General features: G+C 66.1%; 22 protein-coding genes. 16 read left to right on the top strand and 6 right to left on the bottom strand.

Translation table 11 applies throughout. The features are described 5' to 3' along the window. Positions 1-53: 53 nt before the first annotated feature. The 9 genes from QW861_RS18250 (at position 54) to QW861_RS18210 (ending at position 9,865) form a co-directional block, all read left to right on the top strand. Positions 54-512 (top strand): FMN-binding protein, encoded by a 459-nt coding sequence (locus QW861_RS18250; protein WP_315752014.1) that lies wholly within the window; start codon positions 54-56, stop codon positions 510-512. Beyond that, positions 493-1,383: an FAD:protein FMN transferase gene (locus QW861_RS18245; protein ID WP_315752013.1), complete on the top strand. Its 891-nt coding sequence runs from the start codon at positions 493-495 to the stop codon at positions 1,381-1,383. The genes QW861_RS18250 and QW861_RS18245 overlap by 20 nt, the downstream gene beginning before the upstream one ends. Then, positions 1,373-1,903: a hypothetical protein gene (locus QW861_RS18240; protein WP_315715596.1), complete on the top strand. Its 531-nt coding sequence runs from the start codon at positions 1,373-1,375 to the stop codon at positions 1,901-1,903. The genes QW861_RS18245 and QW861_RS18240 overlap by 11 nt, the downstream gene beginning before the upstream one ends. 131 nt (positions 1,904-2,034) lie before the next feature. Continuing rightward, positions 2,035-2,253 (top strand): helix-turn-helix transcriptional regulator, encoded by a 219-nt coding sequence (locus QW861_RS18235; RefSeq protein ID WP_315752144.1) that lies wholly within the window; start codon positions 2,035-2,037, stop codon positions 2,251-2,253. An 895-nt stretch (positions 2,254-3,148) separates the two neighbouring features. Next, the gene (locus QW861_RS18230; RefSeq protein WP_315715597.1) at positions 3,149-4,471 is read left to right on the top strand and encodes a dicarboxylate/amino acid:cation symporter; all 1,323 of its coding nucleotides are present in this window, start codon (positions 3,149-3,151) and stop codon (positions 4,469-4,471) included. Positions 4,472-4,771: 300 nt separating this feature from the next. After that, positions 4,772-6,094 carry an NAD(P)/FAD-dependent oxidoreductase gene (locus tag QW861_RS18225; protein ID WP_315715806.1) on the top strand — a complete coding sequence of 441 codons (1,323 nt, stop codon included), beginning with the start codon at positions 4,772-4,774 and terminating at the stop codon, positions 6,092-6,094. Between the two features lie 155 nt (positions 6,095-6,249). Continuing rightward, positions 6,250-8,052 carry an ATP-binding protein gene (locus QW861_RS18220; protein WP_315752012.1) on the top strand — a complete coding sequence of 601 codons (1,803 nt, stop codon included), beginning with the start codon at positions 6,250-6,252 and terminating at the stop codon, positions 8,050-8,052. Positions 8,053-8,064: 12 nt separating this feature from the next. Continuing rightward, positions 8,065-9,441, top strand: coding sequence for a sigma-54 dependent transcriptional regulator (locus tag QW861_RS18215; protein ID WP_315715599.1), 1,377 nt, complete (start codon positions 8,065-8,067; stop codon positions 9,439-9,441). A gap of 187 nt (positions 9,442-9,628) precedes the next feature. Next, positions 9,629-9,865, top strand: a complete 237-nt coding sequence (locus QW861_RS18210) for a hypothetical protein (protein ID WP_315752011.1) — start codon at positions 9,629-9,631, stop codon at positions 9,863-9,865. Between the two features lie 18 nt (positions 9,866-9,883). Here QW861_RS18210 and QW861_RS18205 read toward each other — a convergent pair whose 3' ends face one another. Further along, the gene (locus QW861_RS18205; protein ID WP_315715601.1) at positions 9,884-10,234 is read right to left on the bottom strand and encodes a RidA family protein; all 351 of its coding nucleotides are present in this window, start codon (positions 10,232-10,234) and stop codon (positions 9,884-9,886) included. A 286-nt stretch (positions 10,235-10,520) separates the two neighbouring features. Between QW861_RS18205 and QW861_RS18200 the strand changes: the two genes are divergently transcribed. From QW861_RS18200 to QW861_RS18175, 6 genes are all read left to right on the top strand, one after another. Continuing rightward, the gene (locus tag QW861_RS18200) at positions 10,521-11,498 is read left to right on the top strand and encodes an ABC transporter substrate-binding protein (protein ID WP_315752010.1); all 978 of its coding nucleotides are present in this window, start codon (positions 10,521-10,523) and stop codon (positions 11,496-11,498) included. A gap of 23 nt (positions 11,499-11,521) precedes the next feature. Further along, positions 11,522-13,228, top strand: coding sequence for a dihydroxy-acid dehydratase (ilvD, locus tag QW861_RS18195; protein ID WP_315715603.1), 1,707 nt, complete (start codon positions 11,522-11,524; stop codon positions 13,226-13,228). Between the two features lie 105 nt (positions 13,229-13,333). After that, complete coding sequence (locus tag QW861_RS18190; RefSeq protein ID WP_315752009.1) at positions 13,334-14,179, top strand: ABC transporter ATP-binding protein; 846 nt, start codon at positions 13,334-13,336, stop codon at positions 14,177-14,179. Further along, a complete protein-coding gene (locus QW861_RS18185) occupies positions 14,176-14,952 on the top strand; it encodes an ABC transporter permease (RefSeq protein WP_315715605.1) in 777 nt (258 codons plus the stop codon). The genes QW861_RS18190 and QW861_RS18185 overlap by 4 nt, the downstream gene beginning before the upstream one ends. Further along, positions 14,949-15,710 carry an ABC transporter permease gene (locus QW861_RS18180; protein WP_315752008.1) on the top strand — a complete coding sequence of 254 codons (762 nt, stop codon included), beginning with the start codon at positions 14,949-14,951 and terminating at the stop codon, positions 15,708-15,710. The genes QW861_RS18185 and QW861_RS18180 overlap by 4 nt, the downstream gene beginning before the upstream one ends. A gap of 31 nt (positions 15,711-15,741) precedes the next feature. Then, entirely contained in the window at positions 15,742-16,788 is a 1,047-nt protein-coding gene (locus QW861_RS18175; RefSeq protein WP_315752007.1) for a peptidase M29, read from the top strand. Positions 16,789-17,893: 1,105 nt separating this feature from the next. Here the strand turns inward: QW861_RS18175 and QW861_RS18170 are convergent. The 5 genes from QW861_RS18170 to QW861_RS18150 are packed head-to-tail and all read right to left on the bottom strand — an operon-like array spanning position 17,894 to position 23,621. Then, a complete protein-coding gene (locus tag QW861_RS18170; RefSeq protein ID WP_315752006.1) occupies positions 17,894-18,880 on the bottom strand; it encodes a 3-hydroxybutyryl-CoA dehydrogenase in 987 nt (328 codons plus the stop codon). Then, entirely contained in the window at positions 18,877-19,971 is a 1,095-nt protein-coding gene (locus QW861_RS18165) for an NAD/NADP-dependent octopine/nopaline dehydrogenase family protein (protein WP_315752005.1), read from the bottom strand. The genes QW861_RS18170 and QW861_RS18165 overlap by 4 nt, the downstream gene beginning before the upstream one ends. Before the next feature lie 19 nt (positions 19,972-19,990). Then, entirely contained in the window at positions 19,991-21,505 is a 1,515-nt protein-coding gene (locus tag QW861_RS18160; protein WP_315752004.1) for a class I adenylate-forming enzyme family protein, read from the bottom strand. 2 nt (positions 21,506-21,507) lie between these two features. Then, the gene (locus QW861_RS18155; RefSeq protein ID WP_316193351.1) at positions 21,508-22,794 is read right to left on the bottom strand and encodes an acyl-CoA dehydrogenase family protein; all 1,287 of its coding nucleotides are present in this window, start codon (positions 22,792-22,794) and stop codon (positions 21,508-21,510) included. Beyond that, positions 22,794-23,621, bottom strand: a complete 828-nt coding sequence (locus tag QW861_RS18150; protein WP_316174704.1) for an alpha/beta hydrolase — start codon at positions 23,619-23,621, stop codon at positions 22,794-22,796. Before QW861_RS18150 ends, QW861_RS18155 begins: the two co-directional genes overlap by 1 nt. Before the next feature lie 170 nt (positions 23,622-23,791). Between QW861_RS18150 and QW861_RS18145 the strand changes: the two genes are divergently transcribed. Further along, positions 23,792-24,553, top strand: coding sequence for an SDR family oxidoreductase (locus tag QW861_RS18145; RefSeq protein ID WP_316193435.1), 762 nt, complete (start codon positions 23,792-23,794; stop codon positions 24,551-24,553). The last annotated feature ends 17 nt before the right edge of the window (positions 24,554-24,570 follow it).

Raw genomic sequence — 24,570 nt, 5'->3', positions numbered from 1 at the left:
AATGCGTTCGGCGAGAGAGGGCGTACCATGGAAACAAAGTTGAGGTGGACGAGATGAGCGATTGGTTGAAATGGACGGCGCCCGCCGTGGCCGTCATGTCGATCGCCGCACCGGCCCATGCCATTCAGTACATGAGCGTCGAAGAGGCGCAGAAGGCCGCTTTTCCGGGAGCCAGCTTTTCCGAAGTCCAGCCGGGCAGGGTATGGAAGTCGAGCAATGGCGGCTACTTCTATTACGATCACGTCGTTGGCAAGCACCTCCTGATCGACTACACGGTTGCCGTCGGACCCGACGGGCGGGTGCGTCGCGTCGACATTCTGAACTATCGCGAATCCTATGGCGGCGAGGTGCACGATGCCAGCTGGCTCGGTCAGTTCGTCGGCAAGAGCAGTCAGAACGAGCTTCGCATCAACTCCGACATTCGCAACATCTCGGGCGCTACGCTGTCCTCGACCCATTTGACCGAGGGCGTTAAGAAGGTGCTGTCGTATCATGCCAGCCACTTCCGCTAGCCTTCGACGAGCACGGGCTCTGCTCGGGACATTCGTCGAGATCGACGTCACGGATGCACGCCGCTGCGATGCGGAAAATGCCGTTGAAGCTGCGTTTTCCGCGGTGACCGACGTGCATCGGCTGATGAGTTTCCACGATCCCGACAGCGACGTGTCGCGGCTGAACCGCGCGGCATCGAGCGGCGTCGTGAAGGTGCATTCCTGGACCTACGCCGTGCTGAAGATGGCGCTCGATGTGACCCATCACTCCGACGGCGCCTTCGACGTTGCCGTCGCCGGCGCGGCAAAGCCGTCTGTGGGCTCGACGGCGCAAGCGGATGTCCCGCAGTCGACTGCGATCGAGTTGCTCGCCGACGACCGCGTCCGTTTCCGCGATTCCGCCGTCAAGATCGATCTCGGCGGCATCGCCAAGGGGTTCGCCGTGGACCGCGCGATCGCGGCGTTGCAGAGCCGCGGCGTGCGCTCCGCAATGGTCAATGCAGGTGGGGACCTCGCCGCCTTCGGGCCCGATGCCCGCATCGTCCACATTCGCGACCCGCGTTTCCCGGACAGGCTTTTGTGCCAGGTCGAAGTAAGCAATGGGGCGCTCGCGTCGTCGGCGCGCCGCTTCGACCCGTTTCGATCGACGGAAACAATGGATACAGCGGTCGTCACGCCTTCGACCCGGCTGCCCACAGGGGCGGCCCACGGCGCCACCGTGAGCGCGCCAACCTGCATGGTTGCCGACGCGCTGACCAAGGTCGTCATGGTCGCCGGCGAGCAGTCCGCGGCGTCATTGGCGCGCTTCCAGGCGAGCGCCATGTTGATTGCGGCGAACGGCGACATTCATACGACACCGGACTGGCAAGGAGTTCACCAGCATGCGGCTTAAAGGCTTGTTTCGGTTCGCCCTCTACGGAATTCTCGGGCTCTTGTTCGCCAGCGGCGCGCTGTGGATCTATGCCGACCAGATGAAGACCCGCACGGAGCTGGACAGCGAGATGTGGCAGCAGGCCGCCGCATACCTGCTGAGCATGCATGGCGGAACTGCAATGGTGACGCTGATGCTGCTTGGGGCGCTCGGTCCCATGCACGTCCAGCGCGCGTGGCGTGCCGGGAAGAATCGAGCGACCGGTATCGTCAGCCTCGCGATGTATGGTCTGCTCATCGCGACGGCGTTCGGGCTCTACTACGTCGGATCCGAAGCGCTTCGGCCCTGGATCAGCACGGTCCACATTGCGTTCGGGCTCGGCGTTCCGGCTGTCATCACCGCCCACATCATCGTCGGCCGCTCGAGCGTTGTCGCCGCGGCTCAGTCCGTGCGGCCACAACGTGCGACCTCTCCGACCCTGGTTCCTGCCGACGCGCCTGCCGATGCCGATCTGGTCAACGTCATGAGCAAGGTAGGTTGACCGCATCCGGCGTTCGGCTGGCCGAGCAGGTCTCCATCCCGGCAACGACGTCCTTGCTCGCAGTTGGCCAACCGCCGCATGGAGGAATTCTCCGAGCCGGCGATCGATGCGTCCCATGAAATGGCTGTTTGATGACTCCCGATCGATCTCGGGCAGCTCGTGGTCTGCTCGACTGGTCTCAGGCTGAATTGGCTGCTCGGTCCAATTTGAGTGACAGTACCATTCGCGATTTCGAAAAAGGCGGCCGGATCCCGTCAATCAACAATTTGGCGGCCGTCAGGCGCGCCCTGGAGGCGGGAGGCGTGCAATTCATCGACGGCGACCAGCCCGGTGTTCGATTGGCGCGCTGATAGTTAACTCCGATCGCTCAGATTCCAAAGCCGCCCTGGGCTCGCTAGCCGCCCATGGAATTGGCCATCATCTACTCTGCAGCCGCGGCAACTTCTGGCGAAGCCAATAGCCGAGTTCAACACTCGGATGCGACGGGCGCCGCGGGCGCCTCGCGTTTGCGATCAAGGCGCGAGAATAGCCAATGATGGCTCATTGGTCATTCGCCCTGTTCTTGACGCTTGCCCTGACGCGCCCGCAACCCGGGAAGTGGTTCGAGACCGATTTGGCAGTCCGTAGGCCGGCTCGCGTTCCGAATAGCGATGTAACCTATTGGAATTCCCAGGGTCGGTTTCTCTCTGTGTTTCAGAATGCGCGTTGATTTGTATAGCGGACCGCGCAACTTTTGATTCCGCCATTCGGAGGTTCGATCCCTCCGCCCCAGCCAGGTCGAGCGCGACGGGCAGGGATGGATATTGCCGGTGGGAACCATGTCGCCGGCGCGTCCGATGTTTCGGACGCCTGCGACGGCAAATTTCCGGAAGTCCAGACAAGTCGCGGGCTGTGGCTTGGTCGCGCGCCGCGTGATGGTTCACAAATCGTAGCAAACTGAAGGACATGCAGGCGCCTCATGTGGCACCGCTCCGCTGGCACGATTGCTGCTTACTGAGCCGCCAAACGAGCGCCAGCTCCAGAACAACAGATGCGAGGGGACGTCCGGATGCCAGCCCACAGCTCATTCCTGACCTGAGACCCGGCGACAGGCGATCCCGCCTGTGCGAGCTTCTCGGGTCCGCCCCCGGCGAGGCCCGCGTCCAGACGCACGACGTTGCCCCGGCACGCAATGGAGCCGGCGCGGAAGCGGGTCATAGGCAGACCAGAGAGATAGACCGAGTGAGATCAGGGAGAGAAGATTCGATGTCTGCAACCACCACAGCGGCCGCGGCGCCGCAGAAACCGTTCTACCGGGTCCTCTATGTGCAGGTCCTGTTCGCGATCGTGCTCGGTGTCATCGTCGGCTGGCTCTGGCCCGAGCTCGGCAGGAACGAATGGATCAAGGCGCTGGGCGACGGCTTCGTCAAGCTGATCAAGATGGTGATCGCGCCGGTCATCTTCTGCACCGTCGTGTCGGGCATCGCGCATGTCTCCGAGGTGAAGAAGGTCGGCCGCGTCGCCGTCAAGGCGCTGATCTATTTCGAGATCGTCTCGACCTTCGCGCTCGCGCTCGGGCTCATCGTCGGCAATTTCATTCAGCCCGGGGCAGGCTTCCAGGGCCAGAGCAGCAACGCCGCCGCCGTCGCCAACTACGCCAAGCAGGCGAGCGAGATGAAGTCGGTCGACTTCGTGCTCCACATCATCCCGGACACGGTGGTGGGAGCGTTCGCGCAGGGCGAGATCCTGCAGGTGCTGCTGTTCTCGATTTTGTTCGGCATTTCGCTGATGACGCTCGGTGAGCGCGGCCATACGATGCGCGCGTTCATCGACGACGCCGCGCACGCGATCTTCGGCGTCATCGCCCTCGTGGTGAAGGCCGCTCCGATCGGCGCCTTCGGCGCCATGGCCTTCACCATCGGCCGCTACGGGCCGCAGGCGCTCGGCAACCTCGCCGGCCTGATCGCGACCTTCTATCTCACCGCGCTCACTTTCGTCGTGGTCGTGCTCGGCATCATCGCCCGCATTGCCGGGTTCTCGATCTTCAAGTTCCTCAAATACATCAAGGACGAGCTGCTGATCGTGCTCGGCACCTCGTCGTCCGAGAGCGCGCTGCCGCAGATGATGGAGAAGCTTGAACGCCTCGGCTGCTCCAAGCCGGTCGTCGGCCTGGTGGTTCCGACCGGCTACTCGTTCAATCTCGACGGCACCAACATCTACATGACGCTGGCGACGCTGTTCATTGCGCAGGCGATGAACGTTCACCTGTCCTTCGGTGAGCAGATCACGATCCTGCTGGTCGCGATGCTGACCTCGAAGGGCGCCTCGGGCATCACCGGCGCCGGCTTCATCACCCTGGCCGGAACGCTGGCGGCCGTGCGGCCGGAGCTCGTTCCCGGCATGGCGATCGTGCTCGGCATCGACAAGTTCATGAGCGAGTGCCGCGCACTGACCAATCTGTGCGGCAACGGCGTCGCCTGCGTGATCGTGGCGTGGTGGGAAGGCGAGCTCGATCGCGACAAGCTGCGCATCGCGCTCGATCGCGATATCGACCCGGCCGACGTCGAAGTCGCGGTCACGACGGGATAGGCCTGCGGTCGTGGGGGCGCTGCCGTCGCATTCCAGCGCCGGTGGCGCCGGCCGCGGCCATGCCCAATCGCGATGCCGCCAACATCTCGGATAATCTGCTAAGGTAGCGGCGGGCAGGGGCTCGCCGTGGAGGCATCCCGCCTGGTGCCGCAAGGTCGGCATGGTCTGACCATTGCGACGATACGGCGTATCGTGAACATGGTCGCGCTGGCTGGGGCGGCGGTGCCGGAGGGACGACGTCACCGGCGTGACATCGGAGTCATGCCGTCGCGCCGCGGTCACCCTTGGAGAGGTTCGATGATGGCCGTTGCGCAGCCTGGTGTCCCTCGCATCGTGATCGTCGGCGGCGGCGCCGGCGGCTTGGAGCTCGCGACCCGGCTCGGAGACAGATACGGCCGCAGGGGCAAGCTCGACGTCACCCTGGTCGAGCGCAACCGCACCCATGTCTGGAAGCCGAAGCTGCACGAGATCGCCGCGGGCAGCATGGACCTCTCGGCCCATGAGGTCGACTATCTCGCCCAGGCCTATTGGCACGGCTTCCACTACCGCATCGGCGACATGATCGGCCTCGACCGCGACAAGCGCGAGGTGCTGGTGGCGCCCTATCTCGATGCGGAGGGGCGCGAGGTCACGCCGCGGCGGACCATCCCCTATGACGTGCTCGTCATCGCCATCGGCAGCCAGAACAATGATTTCGGCACGCCCGGCGTGGTCGATCATGCGATCAAGCTGGAATCGCAGCACGACGCCCGGCGCTTCCACGAGCGCATGGTCAACGCCTGCATCCGCGTCCATTCGCAGTCCTCGCCGATCGCGCCGCACCAGCTGAAGGTCGCGATCATCGGCGCCGGCGCGACCGGCGTCGAGCTGGCCGCGGAACTGCATCGCACGACCCGCGAGGTGGTGGCCTATGGTCTCGACCAGGTCGACGCCGAGAAGGACATCAGGATCACGCTGATCGAAGCCGCGGGCCGGGTGTTGCCGGCGTTGCCTGAGCGGGTTTCGCGCGAGACCGAAAAGCTGCTCGCAAAGCTCGGCGTCGAGGTGCTCGTCGGCGCCAAGGTCGCCGAGGTCGGGCCTGACAAGGTGAGCCTCGCCGACGGCCGCGTCATCCCGGCCGAGCTGATCGTCTGGGCCGCGGGCGTCAAGGCGCCCGACTTCCTGAAGGACATCGCGGGGCTGGAAACCAACCGCATCAACCAGCTCGTGGTCAGGCAGACCCTGCAGACCACGCGCGACGAGCGCGTCTTCGCCATTGGCGACTGCTCGGCCTGCTCCTGGGGCGAGCGCGGCAATGTGCCCCCGCGGGCGCAGGCCGCGCATCAGCAGGCCTCGCACCTCTACAAGCAGATTCCGCGCTTCGTCAGGGGCGAGCCGCTGGCGGACTACCGCTATCACGATTTCGGCTCCCTGGTATCGCTTGGCGAGTTCAGCACGGTCGGCTCGATGATGGGCGCGCTGGTCGGCGGCAATCTGGTGTTCGAAGGCCTGTTCGCGCGGATGATGTATCTGTCGCTCTACAAGATGCACGAATACGCGCTGCACGGGCTCGCCAAGGTCACGCTGGACACGCTGGCGCGCCTGATCACCCGCCGCACCGAGCCGCACGTCAAGCTGCACTGACGGGCGCGCCGAGGGCGTCGGCCCGGCCGATTTTGTTGTCGCCTATTGCCCGGCAAGACCTTAGACTTGCAGCACAATTACGGATACGGCAGGCCCGGCCCGGTACATGGGTCCGGGGCGTGATGGGCCTGGACATGATGGGCCTGGAAAAGGGAATGACGGACCTTCCATTCCGGATCGGCCTCGAGCGACATCCCGACGTCACCGCGGTGGTCCGCAGGCGCGCGGGCTTGGTCGTTCGCGGAGTGATGGCGGCTGCGCTGGTCGGCGTCGCGGCATGGCTCGGCTATGCCATTGCCTTTTCCCGCGGGCTCGATCAGCGGCACGCCGCGGCCCAGCAGCGGCTGGCGGTCGAGGCCGCGCAGCTCGACGGCTACCTCTCGCGCTTCGAATATCTGCCCTCGCTGCTGGAGACCTCGCCCGATGTCTTCCGGCTGCTCGGCACGCCGGACGATCGCGCGCTGCAGCAGAGCGTCAGCCTGCATCTGAAGTCGATCAATCTGCTGGCCGGCGCCGACAACCTCTATGTCCTCACCGTCGCCGGTGATGCGATCGCCGCCGCCGACTTCGATCAGCCGGGAACGCCGGTCGGCAGCAACCTGTCCTACCGGCCCTATATGCGCCAGGCGCTGGCGACCGGCCGCGGCGCGTTCTTCGGCATCGGCATCACCAGCGCGCGCGCCGGCTATTACCTGTCCTATGCGGTCAAGCAACAGGGACGGACGATCGGCGTCGCCGTCGTCAAGGTCAATCTCGATGCCTTCGAGCGCGAATGGCGCAACCGCGGTGCCGACATGCTTCTGGTCGACGCCCGCGGCGTCACCATTCTCGCCTCGCGCGAGGAATGGCGCTTCCGCCCGTTGACGCCGCTCTCGGTGGATGCGCTCGAGGAAATCGCGACGTCGAAGCCCTATGGCAGCTCCAGCCTCGCGCCGCTCGACTGGACCTTCATGGAGAGGACCGATCGCGGCGGCCAGGTCGCGACCGAGCGCGGCGCAGTCTACAGCGTCGACGAGCGTCCGCTCAACGGGCGGCAATGGCAGCTGCTGCTGCTCGACGACGAGACGCCGATCCGGCGGACGGCCTTGATCATCGGCACGCTCTCGGGTCTCGCCAGCATCGTGGCGCTGCTGGCGCTCGGCCTGCTGGCGCAGCGACGCCGCGAGATCCGGCAGCGGCTGGCGAGCCAGGCCGCGCTGCAGGCCGCCAATGATCGGCTGGAAATGCGGGTGCAGGAGCGCACCGCCGAATTGCGCGCCGCGCAGGACGAGCTCGTCCATGCCGGCAAGCTTGCCGTGCTCGGCCAGATGTCGGCCGGCATGGTGCACGAGATCAACCAGCCCTTGGCGGCGCTGCAGACCGCTTCCGACAATGCCGTGCAATTCGTCGATCGCGGCATGATCGGCGAGGCCCGCGGCAATCTCATCCGCATCGGCGAGATGGTCCGCCGTCTCGCGCGCCTGACCGGCCAGTTGCGCGTTTTCGCCTACAAATCGAACGCGCCGCTCGATGCCGTCGCGGTCGAGCAGGCCCTGTCCGAGACGTTCAAGATCCTCGGCGCGCGGGTGAAGGACGGCCATGTCGACGTGACCATCGATCTCGCGCCCGAGCTTCGTGTCAGGGCCGATCAGATCCGGCTCGAGCAACTGCTCTGCAACATCATCGCCAACGCGCTCGATGCCGTCGAGGGCGCCGCGCGGAAGTCCATCCACATCTGCGCCGTGCGTGAGGAGGGGCAGTGCCGCATCGCCATCGCCAACAGCGGCCCGGCGATCGCCGCCGATGTCCTGCCGCGCCTGTTCGAGCCCTTCGTCACGACCAAGCCGGCCGGCAAGGGTCTCGGACTTGGGCTCGTCATCGCCAATCACATCGCGCGGTCGTTCGGCGGCGAGCTGCGGGCGCGCAATCTTGAGCCGTCCGGCGCCGAGTTCATCGTGCTGCTGCCGCTTGCCGATTGAAGAGGTTCCCACATGACTCCTGAGCAACCGGTCGGCGTGATCTATGTCGAGGACGACGAGGATGTCCGCATCGGCGCCGTCCAGGCGCTGCAGCTCGCCGGCCTGTCGGTGACGCCGTTCGCCTCCGCCGAAGCCGCAGGCGGAATCGTTCGCGCCGACATGCCGTTCGTGGTGGTCTCCGACGTGCGGCTGCGCGGCAAGAGCGGCACCGAGTGGCTGTCCGAGCTACAGCGGCTCGATCCGGACCTGCCGGTCATCCTGGTCACCGGTCATGGCGACATCTCGATGGCCGTGGAAGCGATGCGCAACGGCGCCTATGACTTCATCGAGAAGCCGTGCTCGTCGGAGCAGCTCGTCTCCGTCGTGCGCCGCGCCCTCGACAAGCGTCGCCTGACGCTCGAAGTCCGCACCTTGCGCTCGGCGCTCGCCGACCGCCAGGGCATCGAGGCGAGCCTGCTCGGGCGCTCGCCGCAGATCCAGGAGGTGCGCCGCCTCGTCGCCAATCTGGCCTCGACCAATGTCGACGTGACGATCTATGGCGAGACCGGCACCGGCAAGGACGTCGTCGCCCGTTGCCTGCACGCTCACAGCGCCCGGCGCGGCGGCAACTATGTCGCGGTGAATTGCGGCGGCCTGCCGGAATCACTGGTTGAGAGCGAATTGTTCGGCCACGAGGCCGGCGCCTTCACCGGCGCGACCAAGCAGCGGATCGGCAAGATCGAATATGCCCATGGCGGCACGCTGTTCCTCGACGAAATCGAGAGCATGCCGCTCAGCGTGCAGGTGAAGCTGCTGCGGGCGTTGCAGGACCGCTCGGTCGAGCGCGTCGGCTCCAACAAGCCCGTGGCGGTGGACTGCCGCGTGGTGGCGGCCAGCAAGGCCAATCTGCTCGAGCTCAGCGAGCAGAAGCTGTTCCGTGCCGATCTGTATTATCGTCTCGGCGTCGCCTTCATCGAGCTGCCTCCGTTGCGCGAACGCCGCGAGGATATCCCGATCCTGTTCGAGCACTTCACCCTCGAGGCCGCCAAGCGGTTCGAGCGCGACGCGCCGATCGTGAACGAGCAGACCATGTCGCTGCTGCTCGGCTACTCATGGCCGGGCAACGTGCGCGAGTTGCGCAACGTCGCCGACCGCTTCGTGCTCGGTGTGCTCGACCGCAAGGTCCTCGACCGCTCGGGCGCCGCAGCCTCGGAGCTGTCGCTGCCACGGCAGTTGGAGAACATCGAGCGCTCGATCATCGAGGATGCGTTGCGCCGCAAGCTCGGCGACGTGCCGGCGACCGCGGCGCTGCTGAGCATTCCGAAGCAGACGCTTTACGACAAGATCAAGCGGCTCGCCGTGAAGGTCGATGGCATCCGCGAGGGCGCGCCGCTGCGGCCGCAGTCCTGACCGTGGCTGCATCGCCAGCGCTCGTCCGCATCATCATCGCGTCGACGCCGACCACCACTGCGCTCATCTGATGTTGCGACGCGCGACTTATGCTCCTCGCGGACCCGGTCGTCCTGTGGCGGCAGGAAGGCATCTGTTCCATGCCGGCGATCAGGAACGAATGCTGGAGAAGGCTTGTTGAAGGATCATGACAGGCCGAGACACCCGCGACCTGCGCTCCGGCGCCTACGACCACGTCAGCAAGGACGGTCTGCCGCAGCCGCAACAGGTCAAGGACAAAACGACGCCCCACCAGCAGGAGCAGTGGGGCGCCGACGTGCGGGCCGAGCCGTTGCCCGGCACCGAGCCGGTGCTTCCGGAAGGGCTCAGGCGCGAGCGGCGTGATCCGCTCAATCGCAACACTGGTCGCCGCGACACCGACTAGTGCGCGGCGACCCAGCGCCTACTTCGCCGCGATCACCATGATCTCGACGGTGTATTGCGGCGCGGCAAGCCCGGCCTCTACGGTGGCGCGAGCCGGGGTGTTGCCGGCCGAGACCCAGCCGTCCCACACGGCGTTCATTTCGCCGAATGTCTTGATGTCGGTGAGGTAGATCGTCGCCGACAACAGCTTCGACTTGTCGGTGCCGGCCTTGGCGAGGTGGCCGTCGATGATCGAGAGAATCTCCTCGGTCTGCTTGGTAACGCTTTCACCGGCCGTCTTCTGCGCGACGACGCCGGCGAGATAGACGGTATTGCCGTGAACGACGACCTGGCTCATGCGCGGGCCAATTTCGAAACGCTGGATCGACATCGAAGAACTCCTCAAAAGGTGAATTCGGGGCCTCTCCCTAGCGCGTGCGACGCGGCAACGCCAGTCGGTCGAACGGCCACTCTCGCCACCTGGGGCGTGCGACCTTGCGTTGTCGACAGCGCCGCGGCACACGGAACGCGGCACTTCACGATGATCCGCCCTTGTCGCGCTGCAAGGCGGGCTTGCCCATGGGGCAGGCAAAGGCGGGCGTTTTCCGCGCTTGCACAGATATTTGAGACATGAAACATTCTCCGCGAGGTTGCTTTTTGAATGGCGGAGGGGCGTGATGCGGAAACGATCGATGCTGGCGGCACTCGCGGCGATGGCTTTGGTGACGAGCGCGGGGCCGACATTCGCACAGCAGACGATCCGCGTCGGCTGGACCATCCCAGCGGAAGAATCCAAGTACTGGATGATGAAGCGGCCCACCGAATTTCCGGATCTCGGCAAGATCTACAACATCGAGTGGACCCAGTTCCAGGGAACGGCACCGATGACACAGGCGCTCGCCGCCGGCGCGCTCGACTGCGCCACGCAGGCGCCGCTGTCGCTGGCGAACGGCGTGGTCGGCGGCGGCCTCAAGGCCTACATCGTCGCCCAGCACGTCTATGAGAAGCCGGGCGGTTTCTCGGTCTACTGGGCGGTCAAGGACGACTCGCCGATCAAGACCATCGCCGACCTGAAAGGCAAGACGGTCGGCATTTCCGTGATCGGTGGCGGCACGCAAGGGCCGTTCAACATGCTGCTGAAGCAGGCCGGGCTCGATCCCGCCAAGGACATCAAGCTGGTCGAGGTCGGCTTCGCGGTGTCGGAGGATGCGCTGCGCCAGGGCCGCGTCGACGCCGTCAACATGAATCAACCCTTTGCAGCGCGCGCCGAGGCCAAGGGCGGCACCCGCAAGCTGTTCTCGCTGTCCGAGGCGATGCCGAACATCGTGCACATCCTCGAGGCCTGCCGCGCCGACTTCGTCGACAAGAACCCGGAGCTGGTGAAGGCCTATGTCCGCGACATCACGACGGGCATGAAGAAGGCGCTCGCCAATCGCGACGAGACCTTGAAGGTGGTGTCGGAGGTCATGAAGGCGCCGGTTGCCGTCATCGACACCTATCTGCTGAAGGACAATGATTTCGGCCGCGATCCGGTCGCCGCGCCGAACTTCCCGGCGATCCAGAAGATGCTCGACATCTACGCCGAGACCGGCATGCTGCCGAAGCTCGACGTCGCCCAGTTCAAGCATCCGACGATCGTCGCGCCGATCCAGTAGGCGGCCGGCGCGGAGCCTTGTCGATGAGGAAGCTGCGATCGCGCGTGACGGTGGAGGGGCTCGATCGCGCCCCGCACCGCGCCTTCATGCGCGCGATGGGGCTGGATGATGCCGACATCGCCAAGCCGATGATCGGCGTCGTCAGCCAGAAGGGCGAGCAGACGCCCTGCAACATGACGCACGACTTCCAGGTCGATGCGGCCAAGACGGGCATCTCGGAGGCCGGCGGCACCCCGCGCGAGTTCGCCACCGTCTCGGTCTCCGACGGCATCAGCATGAACCACGAGGGAATGAAGTTCTCTCTGTTCTCGCGCGAGCTGATTGCCGACTCCATCGAAGCCGTCGTCCATGGCCTCGCCTATGACGCGCTGATCGGCTTCGGCGGCTGCGACAAGACCTTGCCTGGCGTCATGATGGGCATGGTCCGCTGCAACGTGCCGTCGATCTTCATCTATGGCGGCAGCGCGCTGCCCGGCAACTACCAGGGCCGGACGCTCACGGTGCTCGATTCTTACGAGGCCGTCGGCAGCTACATGACCGGCGAGATCGATGCACGGACGCTCGAAGGCATCGAGCGGACCTGCCTCCCGACGATCGGCGCCTGCGCCGGGCAGTTCACCGCCAACACCATGGGCATGCTGTCGGAGGCGATGGGGCTGTCGATGCCCAACGTCTCGATGATTCCCGGCGTCTATGCCGAGCGAGCGCACGTCGCGCGTCAGGCCGGACGCCTGATCATGCAGATGCTCGCGCGCGGCGGGCCGCTACCGCGCGACATCGTCACCCGCAAGGCGCTGGAGAACGGGGCGGCCATTGTCGCGGCCACCGGCGGCTCCACCAACGCCGCGCTGCATCTGCCGGCGATCGCCAATGAGGCCGGCATCCGTTTCACGCTCGACGATGTCGGCGAGGTCTTCGCGCGCACGCCGCTGATCGGCAATCTCAGGCCGGGCGGCAAGTACACGGCGAAGGACGTCTACGACATCGGCGGCGCCGCCGTTGTGATCCGCGCGCTGATCGAGAGCGGCCACATCGACGGCTCCTGCATCACGGTCTCCGGCCGCACGCTGGCCGAGGAATATGGCGCGGCCAATGCGCCGGACGGCGAGATCGTGTTCAGCCCGGCCAGGCCGATCATGGCGGATGGCGGCGTCGCTGTCCTCAAGGGCAACCTCGCGCCCGACGGCGCCGTCATCAAGGTTGCCGGCCTCAAGAACCTGGTGTTCGAGGGCCGCGCGCGGGTGTTCGAGGACGAGGAGGCCTGCGTCGCCGCGGTGCGCGCACGCAACTATCAGGCCGGCGAGGTGCTGATCATCCGCAACGAGGGTCCGGTCGGCGGTCCTGGGATGCGCGAGATGCTCGGCGTCACGGCGCTGATCTATGGCCAGGGCATGGGCGAGAAGGTCGCGCTGATCACCGACGGCCGCTTCTCCGGCGCCACCCGCGGCATGTGCATCGGCTATGTCTCGCCGGAAGCCTTCGTCGGCGGTCCGCTGGCGCTGGTGCAAGACGGCGATCCGATCCGCATCGATGCGAAGGCGCGCACGCTCGACGTGCTGCTCGATGAGTCCGAGCTCGCGGTGCGTCGCAGCGCGTGGTCGCAGCGGCCGCCGCGGCACAGGGCAGGGGCACTGGCGAAATACGCGAAACTCGTTGGGCAGGCACCGCTCGGCGCCGTGACTCACGAAGGGCCGGCCGAATGGCCCTGGTTCGATCAGGACCGGGAATGATCCGCGCGTGGCGACGATTGGCAGGTTTCTTGCTAATCTGCGGCAGTCTGTCTTGCCTGATTTCACGGAGCGTTTGAGCGTGCTGCATCGGAAAGAGAAGCCGACATGGACGTGACCCCGATCCGACCCGGCCAGCTCGCGGGCACTCCGCTCGGCCGTCGCGTGGCCACGCCGATCATCGAGATCGATCACGTGTCGCAGGTGTTCAAGACCTCGTCGCGCCGCGACCACACCGCGCTGTCGGACATTTCGCTGACGGTCGGCGAGGGCGCCTTCGTCTCGATCCTCGGTCCCTCCGGCTGCGGCAAGTCGACCTTGCTCTACATCGTCGGTGGCTTCGTCAGCCCGACCAGCGGCACCGCGAAAATGAAGGGCAAGCCGATCACCGGTCCCGGCACCGATCGCGGCCCGGTGTTCCAGGAGTTCGCGCTGTTTCCCTGGAAGAGCGTGCTCGGCAACGTCATGTATGGTCCGCTGCAGCAGGGCAAGAAGCCGGCGAAGGCCGAGGCGCTCGCGCGGACTTTGCTCGCCATGGTCGGACTTACCGGCTTCGAGAAATTCTATCCCAAGGAGCTCTCCGGCGGCATGAAGCAGCGCGTCGCGCTGGCCCGCACGCTGGCCTACGGGCCGGAGGTGCTGCTGATGGACGAGCCGTTCGGCGCGCTCGACGCGCATACGCGCACGCGGCTGCAGAACGACCTGCTCGACATCTGGGAGCGCGACCGTAAGACGGTCCTGTTCGTGACCCACTCGGTTGAGGAAGCCGTGTTCCTGTCCGACAAGGTCGTCATGATGTCGCGCTCGCCCGGCCGAATCCGCGAGGTGATCGACATCGATCTGCCCCGGCCGCGCCGCCGCGAGGAACTGCTGCTGGACCCGCGCTATCAGAAATACATCGTCGACATCGAGCGCATGTTCGACGATTCCGGTGACAACGAGCTGCCGTCATGAATGGTCTGTCGAAGCCGCTCGCGCCGATTCTGGCCTGCTGCGGCCTGCTGCTGGCTTGGCAGCTCGCCTCGCTCGGGCTCAAGAACGACAGCTTCCCGACCGCGCTGGAATCGCTGCGCGCGATCCCGCCGATCCTCACCGACAAGGAATCCCTGATCAACATCATGGCCTCGCTGCGGCGGATGGCGATCGGCTTCGCGCTCGCGCTTGCGTTCTCGATTCCGCTCGGGTTGCTGATGGGGCGCAGCCGGTCGACCGCCGCCTTCTTCAATCCGCTGCTGATGCTGATCTACCCGGTGCCGAAGGCGGCGCTGATGCCGATCATCATGCTGTGGCTCGGCGTCGGCGACATCTCCAAGACGCTGGTGATCTTCCTCGGCGTCAGCCTTCCGGTGATCTACCACAGCTTCGAGGGCGCCAAGGCGGTCGAGGAGAAGATGCTGTGGTCGGGCGCGGCGATGGGACTCTCGGCCGGCGAGCGCCTGCTGCGCATCGTCCTGCCCGCAGCCTTGCCGGAGATCCTGACCGGCTGCCGTACCGGCCTGGTGCTGGCGCTGATCACGATGGTCACCAGCGAGATGATCGCGCGGCAGTCCGGCGCCGGCAACATCCTGTTCAACGCGCTCGACATGGGCCAGTACGACACGGTGTTCGCGATGATCATCATCATCGGCGCCATGGGCATCTGCCTCGATGCGGCGTTCGAGGTCGTCAGGCGCTGGCTGGTGCGCTGGTCCGAGCCGCAGTTCGACATGCCGCTGAGCTTCTCATGACGCGCACCTCCAACGACATCCTGCTGGGCGCCGCGCCGATCGTGCTGGTCCTGCTGCTGTGGCAGGGGCTGGTGTCGTTCGGCTACGCGCCGCCGACCCTGCTGCCGCCGCCGGGACAGGTGTTCCAGCGCATGGGCCAGCAACTCACCAGCGTCACCTTCCAGCAGGACATCGTGGCGACGCTGTTCCGGCTGTTCGCGGGCTTTGCGATCGCCGTGGTGCTCGGTGTTTCCCTGGGAATTGCCGCCGCGGTGAGCCCGCCTGTCAACGCCGCCGTCAAGCCGATCGTGCGCGTGCTGGCGCCGCTGCCGAAGGTCGCGCTCTATCCGGCCTTCCTGCTGCTGCTCGGCTTCGGCCACGAATCCAAGATCATGCTGGTGGCGGCGGATGCGCTGTTTCCGATCCTGCTGTCGAGCTATTACGGCGCCGCCACGGTCGAGCAGAAGCTGATCTGGTCGGCGCTCGCCGCCGGGACGCCGCCGCGCGACGTCCTGTGGAAGGTGGTGCTGCCGGCCGCGATGCCCTCGATCCTGACCGGTTGCCGCATCGGCCTCGTGATCTCCTGCATCGTCGTGTTCCTGGCCGAGATGATCACCTCGACCGACGGGCTCGGTCACGTGCTGGTGACCGCCGCGCGCACCTTCCAGGCCGTCGACATGTTCGTGCCGCTGATCACGATCTCGCTGCTGGGCCTCATTCTCAACGCCCTGCTGCAAGGCCTGCGCGCTTATCTGCTGCGCGGCTTCCCCTCGGTCTGATAACAACACAACGACAATCGGGAGAACGACCATGCTGGCGGATCGCATCGAGGCGAAATGGATCGACGCATTCTGTGAGATCTTCGAGCGCTGCGCCGTGAAGGCGGGCGACACCGCTGCGATCCTGTCGGAGACGCAGTCCCGGGCGCTGAACGTCCACATCGCCGAGCTGGCGTTGCTGCGGATGGGCGCGCGGCCGTTCCATGTCGTGGTGCCGACCCCGCGCAACAAGCATCCCGTTCCCGTCCGTTCGACCGGCGCGTCGGAGGCGATCGGCAAGCTCGGGCCGGTGGTCTCAGCGCTTCAGCAGGCCGGCTTCGTCGTCGACTGTACCATCGAAGGCCTGATGCATGCGGTGGAGACGCCGGAGATCCTGAAGGCCGGCGCGCGCATCCTGGTGATCTCCAACGAGCATCCCGAGGCGCTCGAGCGCATGGTGCCGGACTCGGCGCTCGAAAAGCGGGTGCGCGCCGCAGCCAAGATGCTGCGCGGAACCAAGCGGATGCGCGTGACGTCGAAGGCCGGCACCGACCTCGACGTGATCATGGAGGGCGCCTCCACCGTCGGCGTCTGGGGCTGGACCGATCGTCCGGGCACCCTGGCGCACTGGCCGGGTGGCATCGTCGTCAGCTTCCCCAAGAGCAAATCGGTCAACGGCACCATCGTGATGGCGCCCGGAGACATCAACCTCACCTTCAAGCGTTATCTGAGTTCGCCTGTCACGATGACCCTGCGCGACGACTACGTGACCGATCTGGCAGGCGAGGGCGCCGACGCAGCGATGATGCGATCTTATCTCGCGTCCTGGGGCGACCGCGAGGCATACGCCGTGTCGCATGTCGGCTGGGGCATGAACCCCGGCGCGCGCTACGAGGCGCTGGCCATGTACGACCAGCGCGACACCAACGGCACCGAGCTGCGCGCCGTCCCCGGCAACTTCCTGTTCTCCACCGGCGCCAACGAGTTTGCCGGCCGCTACACGGCGGGTCATTTCGACCTGCCGATGATGGGCACCACGATCGAGCTGGATGGGGTCGCCGTGATCAAGCACGGCGTGCTGCAGGATGTGTTCGGGTAGAGTCCTGCGCATTCTACTGGCGAGCTGCCGCCGCGGCGGTAGTGCGCTCCCCTCCCCCTTGCGGGGAGGGGGCGGGGGTGGGGGTCCCCATACGCTGAACTTCGTTGTGGGCACAACTGCTCGTACCCAAACCTCCACTGTGAGACGCGTGGGGCCGCAACACGCCGTCGGTTGATCGATGCAGGGCTCTTGTGCTCGTCGCTCCAAGCACAACTCGTGGACCCCCACCCCCAACCCCTCCCCGCAAGGGGGAGGGGAGCGCACCGTCCTCACGGGGCGGGCCGGCCCAAATGACAAGCGCCGAGACAGAATCATCCCGCTATTCTGTTAAAAATAATCTTCTTGCGATTTTTCGGAAATCATGGTTCTCTCTCTGCATCCCGCCTCACTGCGGAGGGGCGTTGCGCGCGATCGTCACGACACGCGAGGTGGGGATGCGATGGCCGCGAGAGATCGCAGCGTCTTCTTACGAGGGCGCGGACGAACGATCGCTCGCGGACGTGAAGTCGCAGCGTCCTGATACCCCGATGCTGGTATCAAGTCGCGTCGGCCTGAGTGCCGCGCGGTGATGGTGGCCAACAAGCCCGGCGCACCAGGGAGACTGCGTATAAGCGTTAGACCCATCGCGCAGGGAATGCCGGCGTGTTCGGCTTTGCCTGTGGTACCTGCCGCCTGCATTTTTTTCGCAGGCGGGCCATGGGTGAGGCCTTCACCCGGCATTCCCTGCGCCCTCTGCATGATTCGCGAGGGACCCATTCGATGCATGACTCGGGCGAGATGCGCCGCGAGAACGACCAGTTATGTCGTAGCTGTTTATTTGGCCCGCTGTTTGAGCCGTGAACCCACCCCACCCACCGCCGTCGGCGTTCGCCGGGACGACGTCGGAGTTCGTTGATGTCGTTGCGGTCAACATTCGCGAGAGGCGAAGATCACCGCAGCCGTAGGGCGGGCAAAGCGGCCACCCGCAGGGCGGTTGCGTGCCCACCGTAGATCCACGCAATCGGCGCGACTGGTGGGCACGGCGCGCGAGAGATCGTCACGATCCGGCGACGGCGTGGCGCGCCTTTGCCCACCTCACGGCTCCGTTGCTGCCGCGTGCTCCGCCTCAATCCACCACCGGCGGCCGGGCGAGCTTGAAATGCCGCAGCATCTCGACCAGCGCGCCGAGCCGCTGCTCGCGATAGGCCGCAACGTCCATGCCGGAATAATCGAGGAAGCCGGCGCCGGTGCGCAGGCCGATGCGGCCCTCGGCCATGTTGCGCTCGATCACTTCGGGTGCGCGGTAGCGGTCGCTGCCCAGCGCGCCTTCGAGGTAGCGGCTGGCGTAGTAGAGAATGTCACCGCCACCCCAGTCGATGAATTCGAGCAGGCCGAGCACCGCGTAGCGGAAGCCGAAGCCGTAGCGGATCGCCTTGTCGATCTCCTCGGCGCTGGCGACGCCTTCGTCGACCATGCGCGCCGCCTCGTTCATGGCGAGCGCCTGGATGCGCGGCACGATGAAGCCCGGCGTCGCCGCGCAGACCACCGGCACCTTGCCGATGTCTTCCAGTAGCGCCTTCAGCCGCGCGGTGACATCGGGATCGGTCGCCTTGCCCGGCGAGATCTCGACCAGCGGAATCAGATAGGCTGGATTGAGCCAGTGCGCATTCAGGAAGCGCTCAGGACGCTCCACCGCACCAGAGAGATCGTCGACCAGGATCGTCGATGTCGTCGAGGCGATGATGACGTCGGGCGCGACCGCGCGCGACGCCGCAGCCAGCACTTCGCGCTTGAGGTCGACGATCTCCGGCACGCCTTCGAACACCAGCGTGGTCTGTGCGAGGACATCGCCGCTCGAGCCGGCCGGCGCGACGGCGATCTTGTCCATCAGCTTGTTGGCGTCAGCGGCCTGCAGCATCCCGAGCCGCGCCAAGGTCGCGAATGTCGCGCCGACCTCGCCGAGCGCATCGCGCTGCAGGCTGGCGAACTCTTCCGCCGTGCGCGGCTTGATGTCGATCATCGTCACGGGATGGCCGGCATAGGCGAAGGCGACGGCGATGCCGCGGCCCATGCGGCCGGCGCCGAGGCAGGCGATATGACCGCGCGCGCTCATTGAGCAAATCCATCGCGCAGCAACGCCTGCAGTGCGGTCCGGTCGAGACCAGCCAGGCCGAGGCTCGCCAGCGTGCGTCCCGTTGCCATGAAATCCTCACCGCAGATCGCACCGCCGATGGCCAGGAAGGCGCGGGCGAGCGGCGTCGGCGTGCCGGTCAGCTCGGCGGCCGAGATCAGGAACGACAGGCCGAGCCTGAGATCCTCGCGCATGTAGCGGTGCTGCGTCAGCACGAGCTGCTCGCGCCAATCGCCGGAATCGGTCAACCGATCGTGCGAGCCGCGGCCATACATCCAGATCTCGCCCTCCTTGGCATAGTGATGCGCCAGCGGAAAATGCGGCGCGCCGTAGCCGAGCGCCTCGCGCACCGCGATCCGCTCCGCATCGAGCGCATCGGTAACGCGGCGGATCGAAGGTTGCGTGCCTTCCTTGTGAATGTCCCAGCGCTCGAAATGCTCGATGGGGCCGGCATTCATCACGATCAGCGGCGGATGGATGATGCAGCCGGCATTCATCAGAGCGCCCGACAGCGCATCGCCGCATGGCTCGATCACGCCGGGGAAGGCGCGGCCGATCACCGCGAGCGCGTGCTCCGCCGTCTTGAGAGGAAACACGCCGACCGGGAGCCGCTTGGCCCGGATGGTGATGGCAACCTCGAACGGGCCGTGCTTGCGCGTCAGCCAGGGCAGGGTGCCGGTCTCGGCGTAGCTGACGCTGGCTTCATTGCCGGCCTCGCGCGCCGCCGCTGCGAAGATCATGGTGCCGAAGGTCGCCGGGGGCAGGAACACGACCTGCCCATCGGCGAGATGCGGCGCCAGCAGGCGGGCGATGTCGGCTTGCGCGAAGGCCGGCGCCGGGCAGAGGATCAGCTCGGCACCGCTGATAGCCTCGCCGATGTCGGTCGTGACCAGCGCGAGCCGCGCCTCATGCCGGCCATTGACGTCCTTGACGACGATCGTCGAGCCCGCCGCGCGATGCTGCGCGACAGCGTCCGCATCGCGGCGCCACAGCCGGACCTCGTGACCTCCCAGCGCGAAATCGCCTGCCGCTGCAAAGGAGCCGTTGCCGCCGCCGAGCACTGCAATTTTCAAGAGTGCGTCTCCGTCTCGCTTATTTGGGGCCGTCGATCTGGCGCAGCAGATGGTGCTGCACCTTGCCGAGCGCAGTGCGCGGCAGGTCGTCGACGAACACGATGTCGCGCGGCACCTTGAAGCGCGCGAGCTGCGCCTGCAGATGCGCGCGCAAGGTGTCCACATCGAGCGCGCAGCCCTGGCGCCTGACGACGAACGCCACCGGCACCTCGTCCCAGCGCGGATCGGGCCGGCCGATCACGCCGCATTCGACGACGTCGGGATGCTCGCGGAGCACGCGCTCGATCTCGGCCGGATAGACGTTCTCGCCGCCGGAGATGATCATGTTGTTCTTGCGCTCGAGCACGAAGAAGTACCCCTCGGCATCGCGCTGGGCGATGTCGCCGGTGCGGTACCAGCCGTCATGGATCGCCTGTTGCGTGGCTTTGGCGTTGCCCCAATATTCGAAGAACAAATTGGGCCCGCGCACGGCGATCTCGCCCGCTTTGCCCGCCGGAAGCTCGTCGCCGTCTTTGTCGATGATCTTGGCCTCGCAGCACAGCCCGGGCAGGCCGGTCGAGCCTGCGCGCGAGAGGTCGCCGCCGAGCCGTGTGTAGACCGCGATCGGACAGGTCTCGGTCGAGCCATAGACCTGCAGCACCGGCACGCCGCGCGCCGTGATACGCTCGATCAGCGCTGGCGGCACGATGCTCGATCCGGTCGCAACAGCTCTCAGCGAGGACAGGTCCGTCGCGTTCCAATCGGGATGCTCGGTGACGGCCTGGATGGTTGCCGGCACCAGCACGGTCAATGTCGGCCGGTCGTTGACGATCGCTGCCAGCGTCGAATCCGGCGTGAAGCGGGCGTGCAGCGTGACGGTGGCGCCGTGATGCAGGGCCGGCGTGGTCTGGATGTTGAGGCCGCCGACATGGAACAGCGGCAGCACCGTCAGTACGTGATCATCGGAGGTCAGGCCATGCATGTGCTGGCTCATCACCCCGTTCCACAGCAGCGCCTCCTGCCGCAGCACCGCGCCCTTCGGCCGGCCCGTGGTGCCCGAGGTGTAGACGATCAGCAGCGGGCAGGAGAGATCGATGTGCGGGTTGCGGTCGTCGCCATGACCGCGCGCCAGCAGTTCATCGAGCGTCAGTCCGTCGGCCGGGGCAAAGTCGATGCCGACCGGCGCTGTCTCCGGGTGGCTCTCGGCCAGCGCCGGCAGCACCGGCGCGAACGCCTGCTCCAGCACCAGCACCTTGGCGGCAGCATCCGAGAGAATGAAGACCTGCTCGGCCACTGCAAGCCGCCAGTTCAACGGCACCAGGATCGCGCCGAGCCGCGCACAGGCATAGAGCAGGACCAGATAGTCCGGCCGGTTGAGGCTCAGAATCGCGACGCGGTCGCCACGTCCGACGCTGAACTCCGACTTGAGCGCGCGCGCCATCAGCGCGATGCGCTCGCTGAAATCGGCATAACTCTGCGTTACGCCATCGAAATGGATCGCCGGCTTGTCCGGCGTGAACGCCGCATTGCGCTCGATCAGGCTGCAGAGGTCCACGCTCAGTCGTCCGTCTCGCCGGGCTCGTACAGTGCCTCGCGGCCGATGCGGTCGAGGCACAATTCCGCGGTCCAGGGCAACATCAGGGAGCCGCAACGGCTGTCGCGATAGATGCGCTCCAGCGGCAGCGTCTTCAGCATCGATTGTCCGCCGCAGGTGCGGATGGCGAGCGCCGCCAGGTCATTGGCCCCCTCCATCACCGAGTACTGCGCCGCATAGGCGCGCAGCACCTGCTCCTTCGTCGGATTGGCGCGTGCCTCAGTGACGGCCTGGAACCAGATGCCTTTGATCTGTTCCAGCTTGATCTGCATCTGCGCGACCGCGATCTGCTTGGTCGGGTACATCCGCCGCTTGACCGGCGGCATGCCCGGCACCTCGCCGCGCAGATATTTGACGGTGAAGTCATACGCGGCCTGCGCCAGCCCCATATAGGTCGGCGACAGCGTCATGAACATGTGCGGCCAGCGCATCGCTGCCTGGAAGTAGACGCCGCGCGGCATCAAGGCGGCGTCCTCCGCAACGAAGACATCCTTGAACAGCAGTGTGCGTGACACCGTGCCGCGCATGCCCAGCGGATCCCAGTCACCGACGACAGAGACGCCCTCCGTTTTCGCCGGCACAGCGAGATAGAGCGTGTTGCGGCGGGACGCCTTCTCACCCTCGCTGACTTCGGTGCATAGCACTCCATAATAATCTGCGTGTCCGGCAAGCGAGGCGAAGATCTTCTTGCCGTTGATCAGCCAGCCGCCCTTGACCGGCTTGGCCTCGGTGCCGAACGCGACGCCGCCCGCTGCCGCCGCGCCGCCCTCCGAGAACGGCTGCGAATAGATCGCGCCGTCGTCGACGATGCGCTTGTAGTGGATCGCGCGCCGCCGCTCGTGCTCGGCGCGGACGTCCTCGTCCATGTCGAGATCGTCGGCGAGCGGTCCGGACCACAGGGTCGAGCAGACGTGCATGTTCCAGGTCAGCGCGGTGGCGCCGCAATAGCGGCCGATCTCGGCGGCGGTGAGTGCATAGGTCTGGTAGCCCGCACCGAGGCCGCCGAGAGCCTTGGGAACGGAGATGCCGAGCAGGCCCGCGCGATGCAGGTCCTTGTAGTTCTCAGTCGGAAAGCTCGCCTCGCGATCCCAGGTCGCGGCGCGGCCCGCCAGCACGCTCTGCCCGAGTTCCCGGGCCCGTGCGATGATGTCGGCCTGCTCGGCCGTGAGCCGATATGCCGCCGGATCGAACATCGGAGCATCGAGGGCTTCGCCGGAGGCTGTCGCCGTCTTCTGGACCGGGATCGTCATCATCTCTCCGCTGTCGCTGGTGTTGCACGTGCCGTCAGGAACGTATCGAGTGCGGCGTTGAAATCGCCGGGCCGTTCGAGATTGACGAGATGACCGGCGCCCTGAAGTTCGACGTAGTCGGACGAAGGAATGAAGCTCGCCATCTTCTCCATCATCGGCGCCGGCGCGTTGCGATCCTTCGAGCCCGAGAGCACCAGCGCCGGCACCTTGATGTCCTTCAAGGCTTGTCGCCGGTCGAAACCGAGCAGGGCCAGCATGCTGGCGCGATAGCTTGCCTCGGGTACGCCGGCCATGCAGGAGGTTGCAATTTCAAGGCCGCGCGGATCGGGATCGTCGCCGACCAACTCCTTGACCAGGTCCGGCGCCAGCGACGCCATCGTCGCGCCCCGATCGAGCGGGCCGAGGCGCGCCTCGATGAACGATTTCTGCCAGTCCCCGTCGGCCTTGCCGAAGGCCGGGCTGGTCTGAGCCAACACCACGGCTGCCGCGGCCTGCGGATGCGTCGTCAGCCATTCCTGTACGATCATTCCGCCGATGGAATGACCAACGAGGATCGGCTGCTTGGCGCCGATCTGGATCAGGAAATCTTGAAGCGCAGCGGCGAGCGTGGTGATGCTGACCATGTCGAGCCGTGCGGATCGGCCATAGCCCGGCATGTCCCAGGCCACCGCATGGCAGCGCTCGCCGAAATAATCGAGCTGACCACGCCATGCGCGCGCGGCACCACCGATGCCGTGCAGGAACACAACGCTCTGTTGCTCGGGCGTCCCCGATGCCTCGTAGCCGAAGCGGCCGTCCTTCGTGGTAAAGATTTGCGACGCAGGCACGCAGACCTCCGAGATATGCCCGAGGCCGCTACGTTGCTCGCTCCGGGCCCTTGAACGCTAGTCGCGGTAACCGAGGTGTCAAGCCGCTTCCGGCGTGTTGTTGCAAAAATTTGAAGTTTAAAATAACTTCCCCGTCGAGACCTGCCAACGAAATCAGAGGAGGCGCACGCATGTCCGGACTTCCGCAAGCCGCGCATGCGATGGTGACGGGGGGCGGGCGCGGCATCGGCCGCGAAATCGCGCGCGCCTTGAAGCTTGCGGGCGCAACCGTGACGATCGTCGGTCGCAACGGCGCAACGCTCGATGAGGCGGTCGCGGCCGGATGCGCGGATCACGCCGCAATCGCCGATGTTGCCGATCCGGCGGCGCTCAATGCCGCAGCCGCAAGCGCCGCCGCGCGTCGGCCGATCGACATCCTGATTGCCAATGCGGGAAGCGCAGAATCGGCGCCGTTCCTGAAATCCGACACCGCGCTGTTCCACCGCATGATGGACATCAACTTCATGGGCGTCGTCCACGCCGTGCAGGCGGTGCTGCCGGCGATGAAGGGCAGGCCCTATGGCAGGATTGTCGCCGTGGCGTCGACCGCGGGTCTCAAGGGCTATCCCTATGTCAGCGCGTACACCGCGGCCAAGCATGCGGTCGTCGGCCTCACGCGATCGCTGGCGCTGGAGCTGGCCGCGACGCGCGTCACGGTCAATGCCGTGTGTCCCGGCTTTACCGATACCGATCTTGTCGCGGAAAGCGTCGACAACATCATGAAAAAGACCGGCCGCAGCCGGGAGCAAGCGATCGCCGAACTTGCCAAGCGCAATCCGCAGGGGCGTCTCATCACGCCGCAGGAGGTTGCCGACACCGTGCTGTGGCTGTGCGGCAGCGGTGCCGGTGCGATCACAGGGCAGGCGATCGCGGTTGCCGGCGGCGAAGTGTGAGCCGCAGCGCCCTGGCC

Origin of the sequence: Bradyrhizobium sp. SZCCHNRI1029, assembly GCF_032487555.1 — a bacterium.
Lineage (GTDB): Bacteria > Pseudomonadota > Alphaproteobacteria > Rhizobiales > Xanthobacteraceae > Bradyrhizobium.
Note: the sequence above shows the minus strand (reverse complement) of the source record. Positions and strands in the feature narration are given on the sequence as shown.

What these genes read in the sequence shown, in the direction of transcription:
- QW861_RS18250 (WP_315752014.1), top strand. Translation starts at nt 54, where the DNA reads ATGAGCGATTGGTTGAAATGGACGGCGCCCGCCGTGGCCGTCATGTCG.
- QW861_RS18245 (WP_315752013.1), top strand. Translation starts at nt 493, where the DNA reads ATGCCAGCCACTTCCGCTAGCCTTCGACGAGCACGGGCTCTGCTCGGG.
- QW861_RS18240 (WP_315715596.1), top strand. Translation starts at nt 1,373, where the DNA reads ATGCGGCTTAAAGGCTTGTTTCGGTTCGCCCTCTACGGAATTCTCGGG.
- QW861_RS18235 (WP_315752144.1), top strand. Translation starts at nt 2,035, where the DNA reads ATGACTCCCGATCGATCTCGGGCAGCTCGTGGTCTGCTCGACTGGTCT.
- QW861_RS18230 (WP_315715597.1), top strand. Translation starts at nt 3,149, where the DNA reads ATGTCTGCAACCACCACAGCGGCCGCGGCGCCGCAGAAACCGTTCTAC.
- QW861_RS18225 (WP_315715806.1), top strand. Translation starts at nt 4,772, where the DNA reads ATGGCCGTTGCGCAGCCTGGTGTCCCTCGCATCGTGATCGTCGGCGGC.
- QW861_RS18220 (WP_315752012.1), top strand. Translation starts at nt 6,250, where the DNA reads ATGACGGACCTTCCATTCCGGATCGGCCTCGAGCGACATCCCGACGTC.
- QW861_RS18215 (WP_315715599.1), top strand. Translation starts at nt 8,065, where the DNA reads ATGACTCCTGAGCAACCGGTCGGCGTGATCTATGTCGAGGACGACGAG.
- QW861_RS18210 (WP_315752011.1), top strand. Translation starts at nt 9,629, where the DNA reads ATGACAGGCCGAGACACCCGCGACCTGCGCTCCGGCGCCTACGACCAC.
- QW861_RS18205 (WP_315715601.1), bottom strand. Translation starts at nt 10,234, where the DNA reads ATGTCGATCCAGCGTTTCGAAATTGGCCCGCGCATGAGCCAGGTCGTC.
- QW861_RS18200 (WP_315752010.1), top strand. Translation starts at nt 10,521, where the DNA reads ATGCGGAAACGATCGATGCTGGCGGCACTCGCGGCGATGGCTTTGGTG.
- ilvD (WP_315715603.1), top strand. Translation starts at nt 11,522, where the DNA reads ATGAGGAAGCTGCGATCGCGCGTGACGGTGGAGGGGCTCGATCGCGCC.
- QW861_RS18190 (WP_315752009.1), top strand. Translation starts at nt 13,334, where the DNA reads ATGGACGTGACCCCGATCCGACCCGGCCAGCTCGCGGGCACTCCGCTC.
- QW861_RS18185 (WP_315715605.1), top strand. Translation starts at nt 14,176, where the DNA reads ATGAATGGTCTGTCGAAGCCGCTCGCGCCGATTCTGGCCTGCTGCGGC.
- QW861_RS18180 (WP_315752008.1), top strand. Translation starts at nt 14,949, where the DNA reads ATGACGCGCACCTCCAACGACATCCTGCTGGGCGCCGCGCCGATCGTG.
- QW861_RS18175 (WP_315752007.1), top strand. Translation starts at nt 15,742, where the DNA reads ATGCTGGCGGATCGCATCGAGGCGAAATGGATCGACGCATTCTGTGAG.
- QW861_RS18170 (WP_315752006.1), bottom strand. Translation starts at nt 18,880, where the DNA reads ATGAGCGCGCGCGGTCATATCGCCTGCCTCGGCGCCGGCCGCATGGGC.
- QW861_RS18155 (WP_316193351.1), bottom strand. Translation starts at nt 22,794, where the DNA reads ATGACGATCCCGGTCCAGAAGACGGCGACAGCCTCCGGCGAAGCCCTC.
- QW861_RS18145 (WP_316193435.1), top strand. Translation starts at nt 23,792, where the DNA reads ATGTCCGGACTTCCGCAAGCCGCGCATGCGATGGTGACGGGGGGCGGG.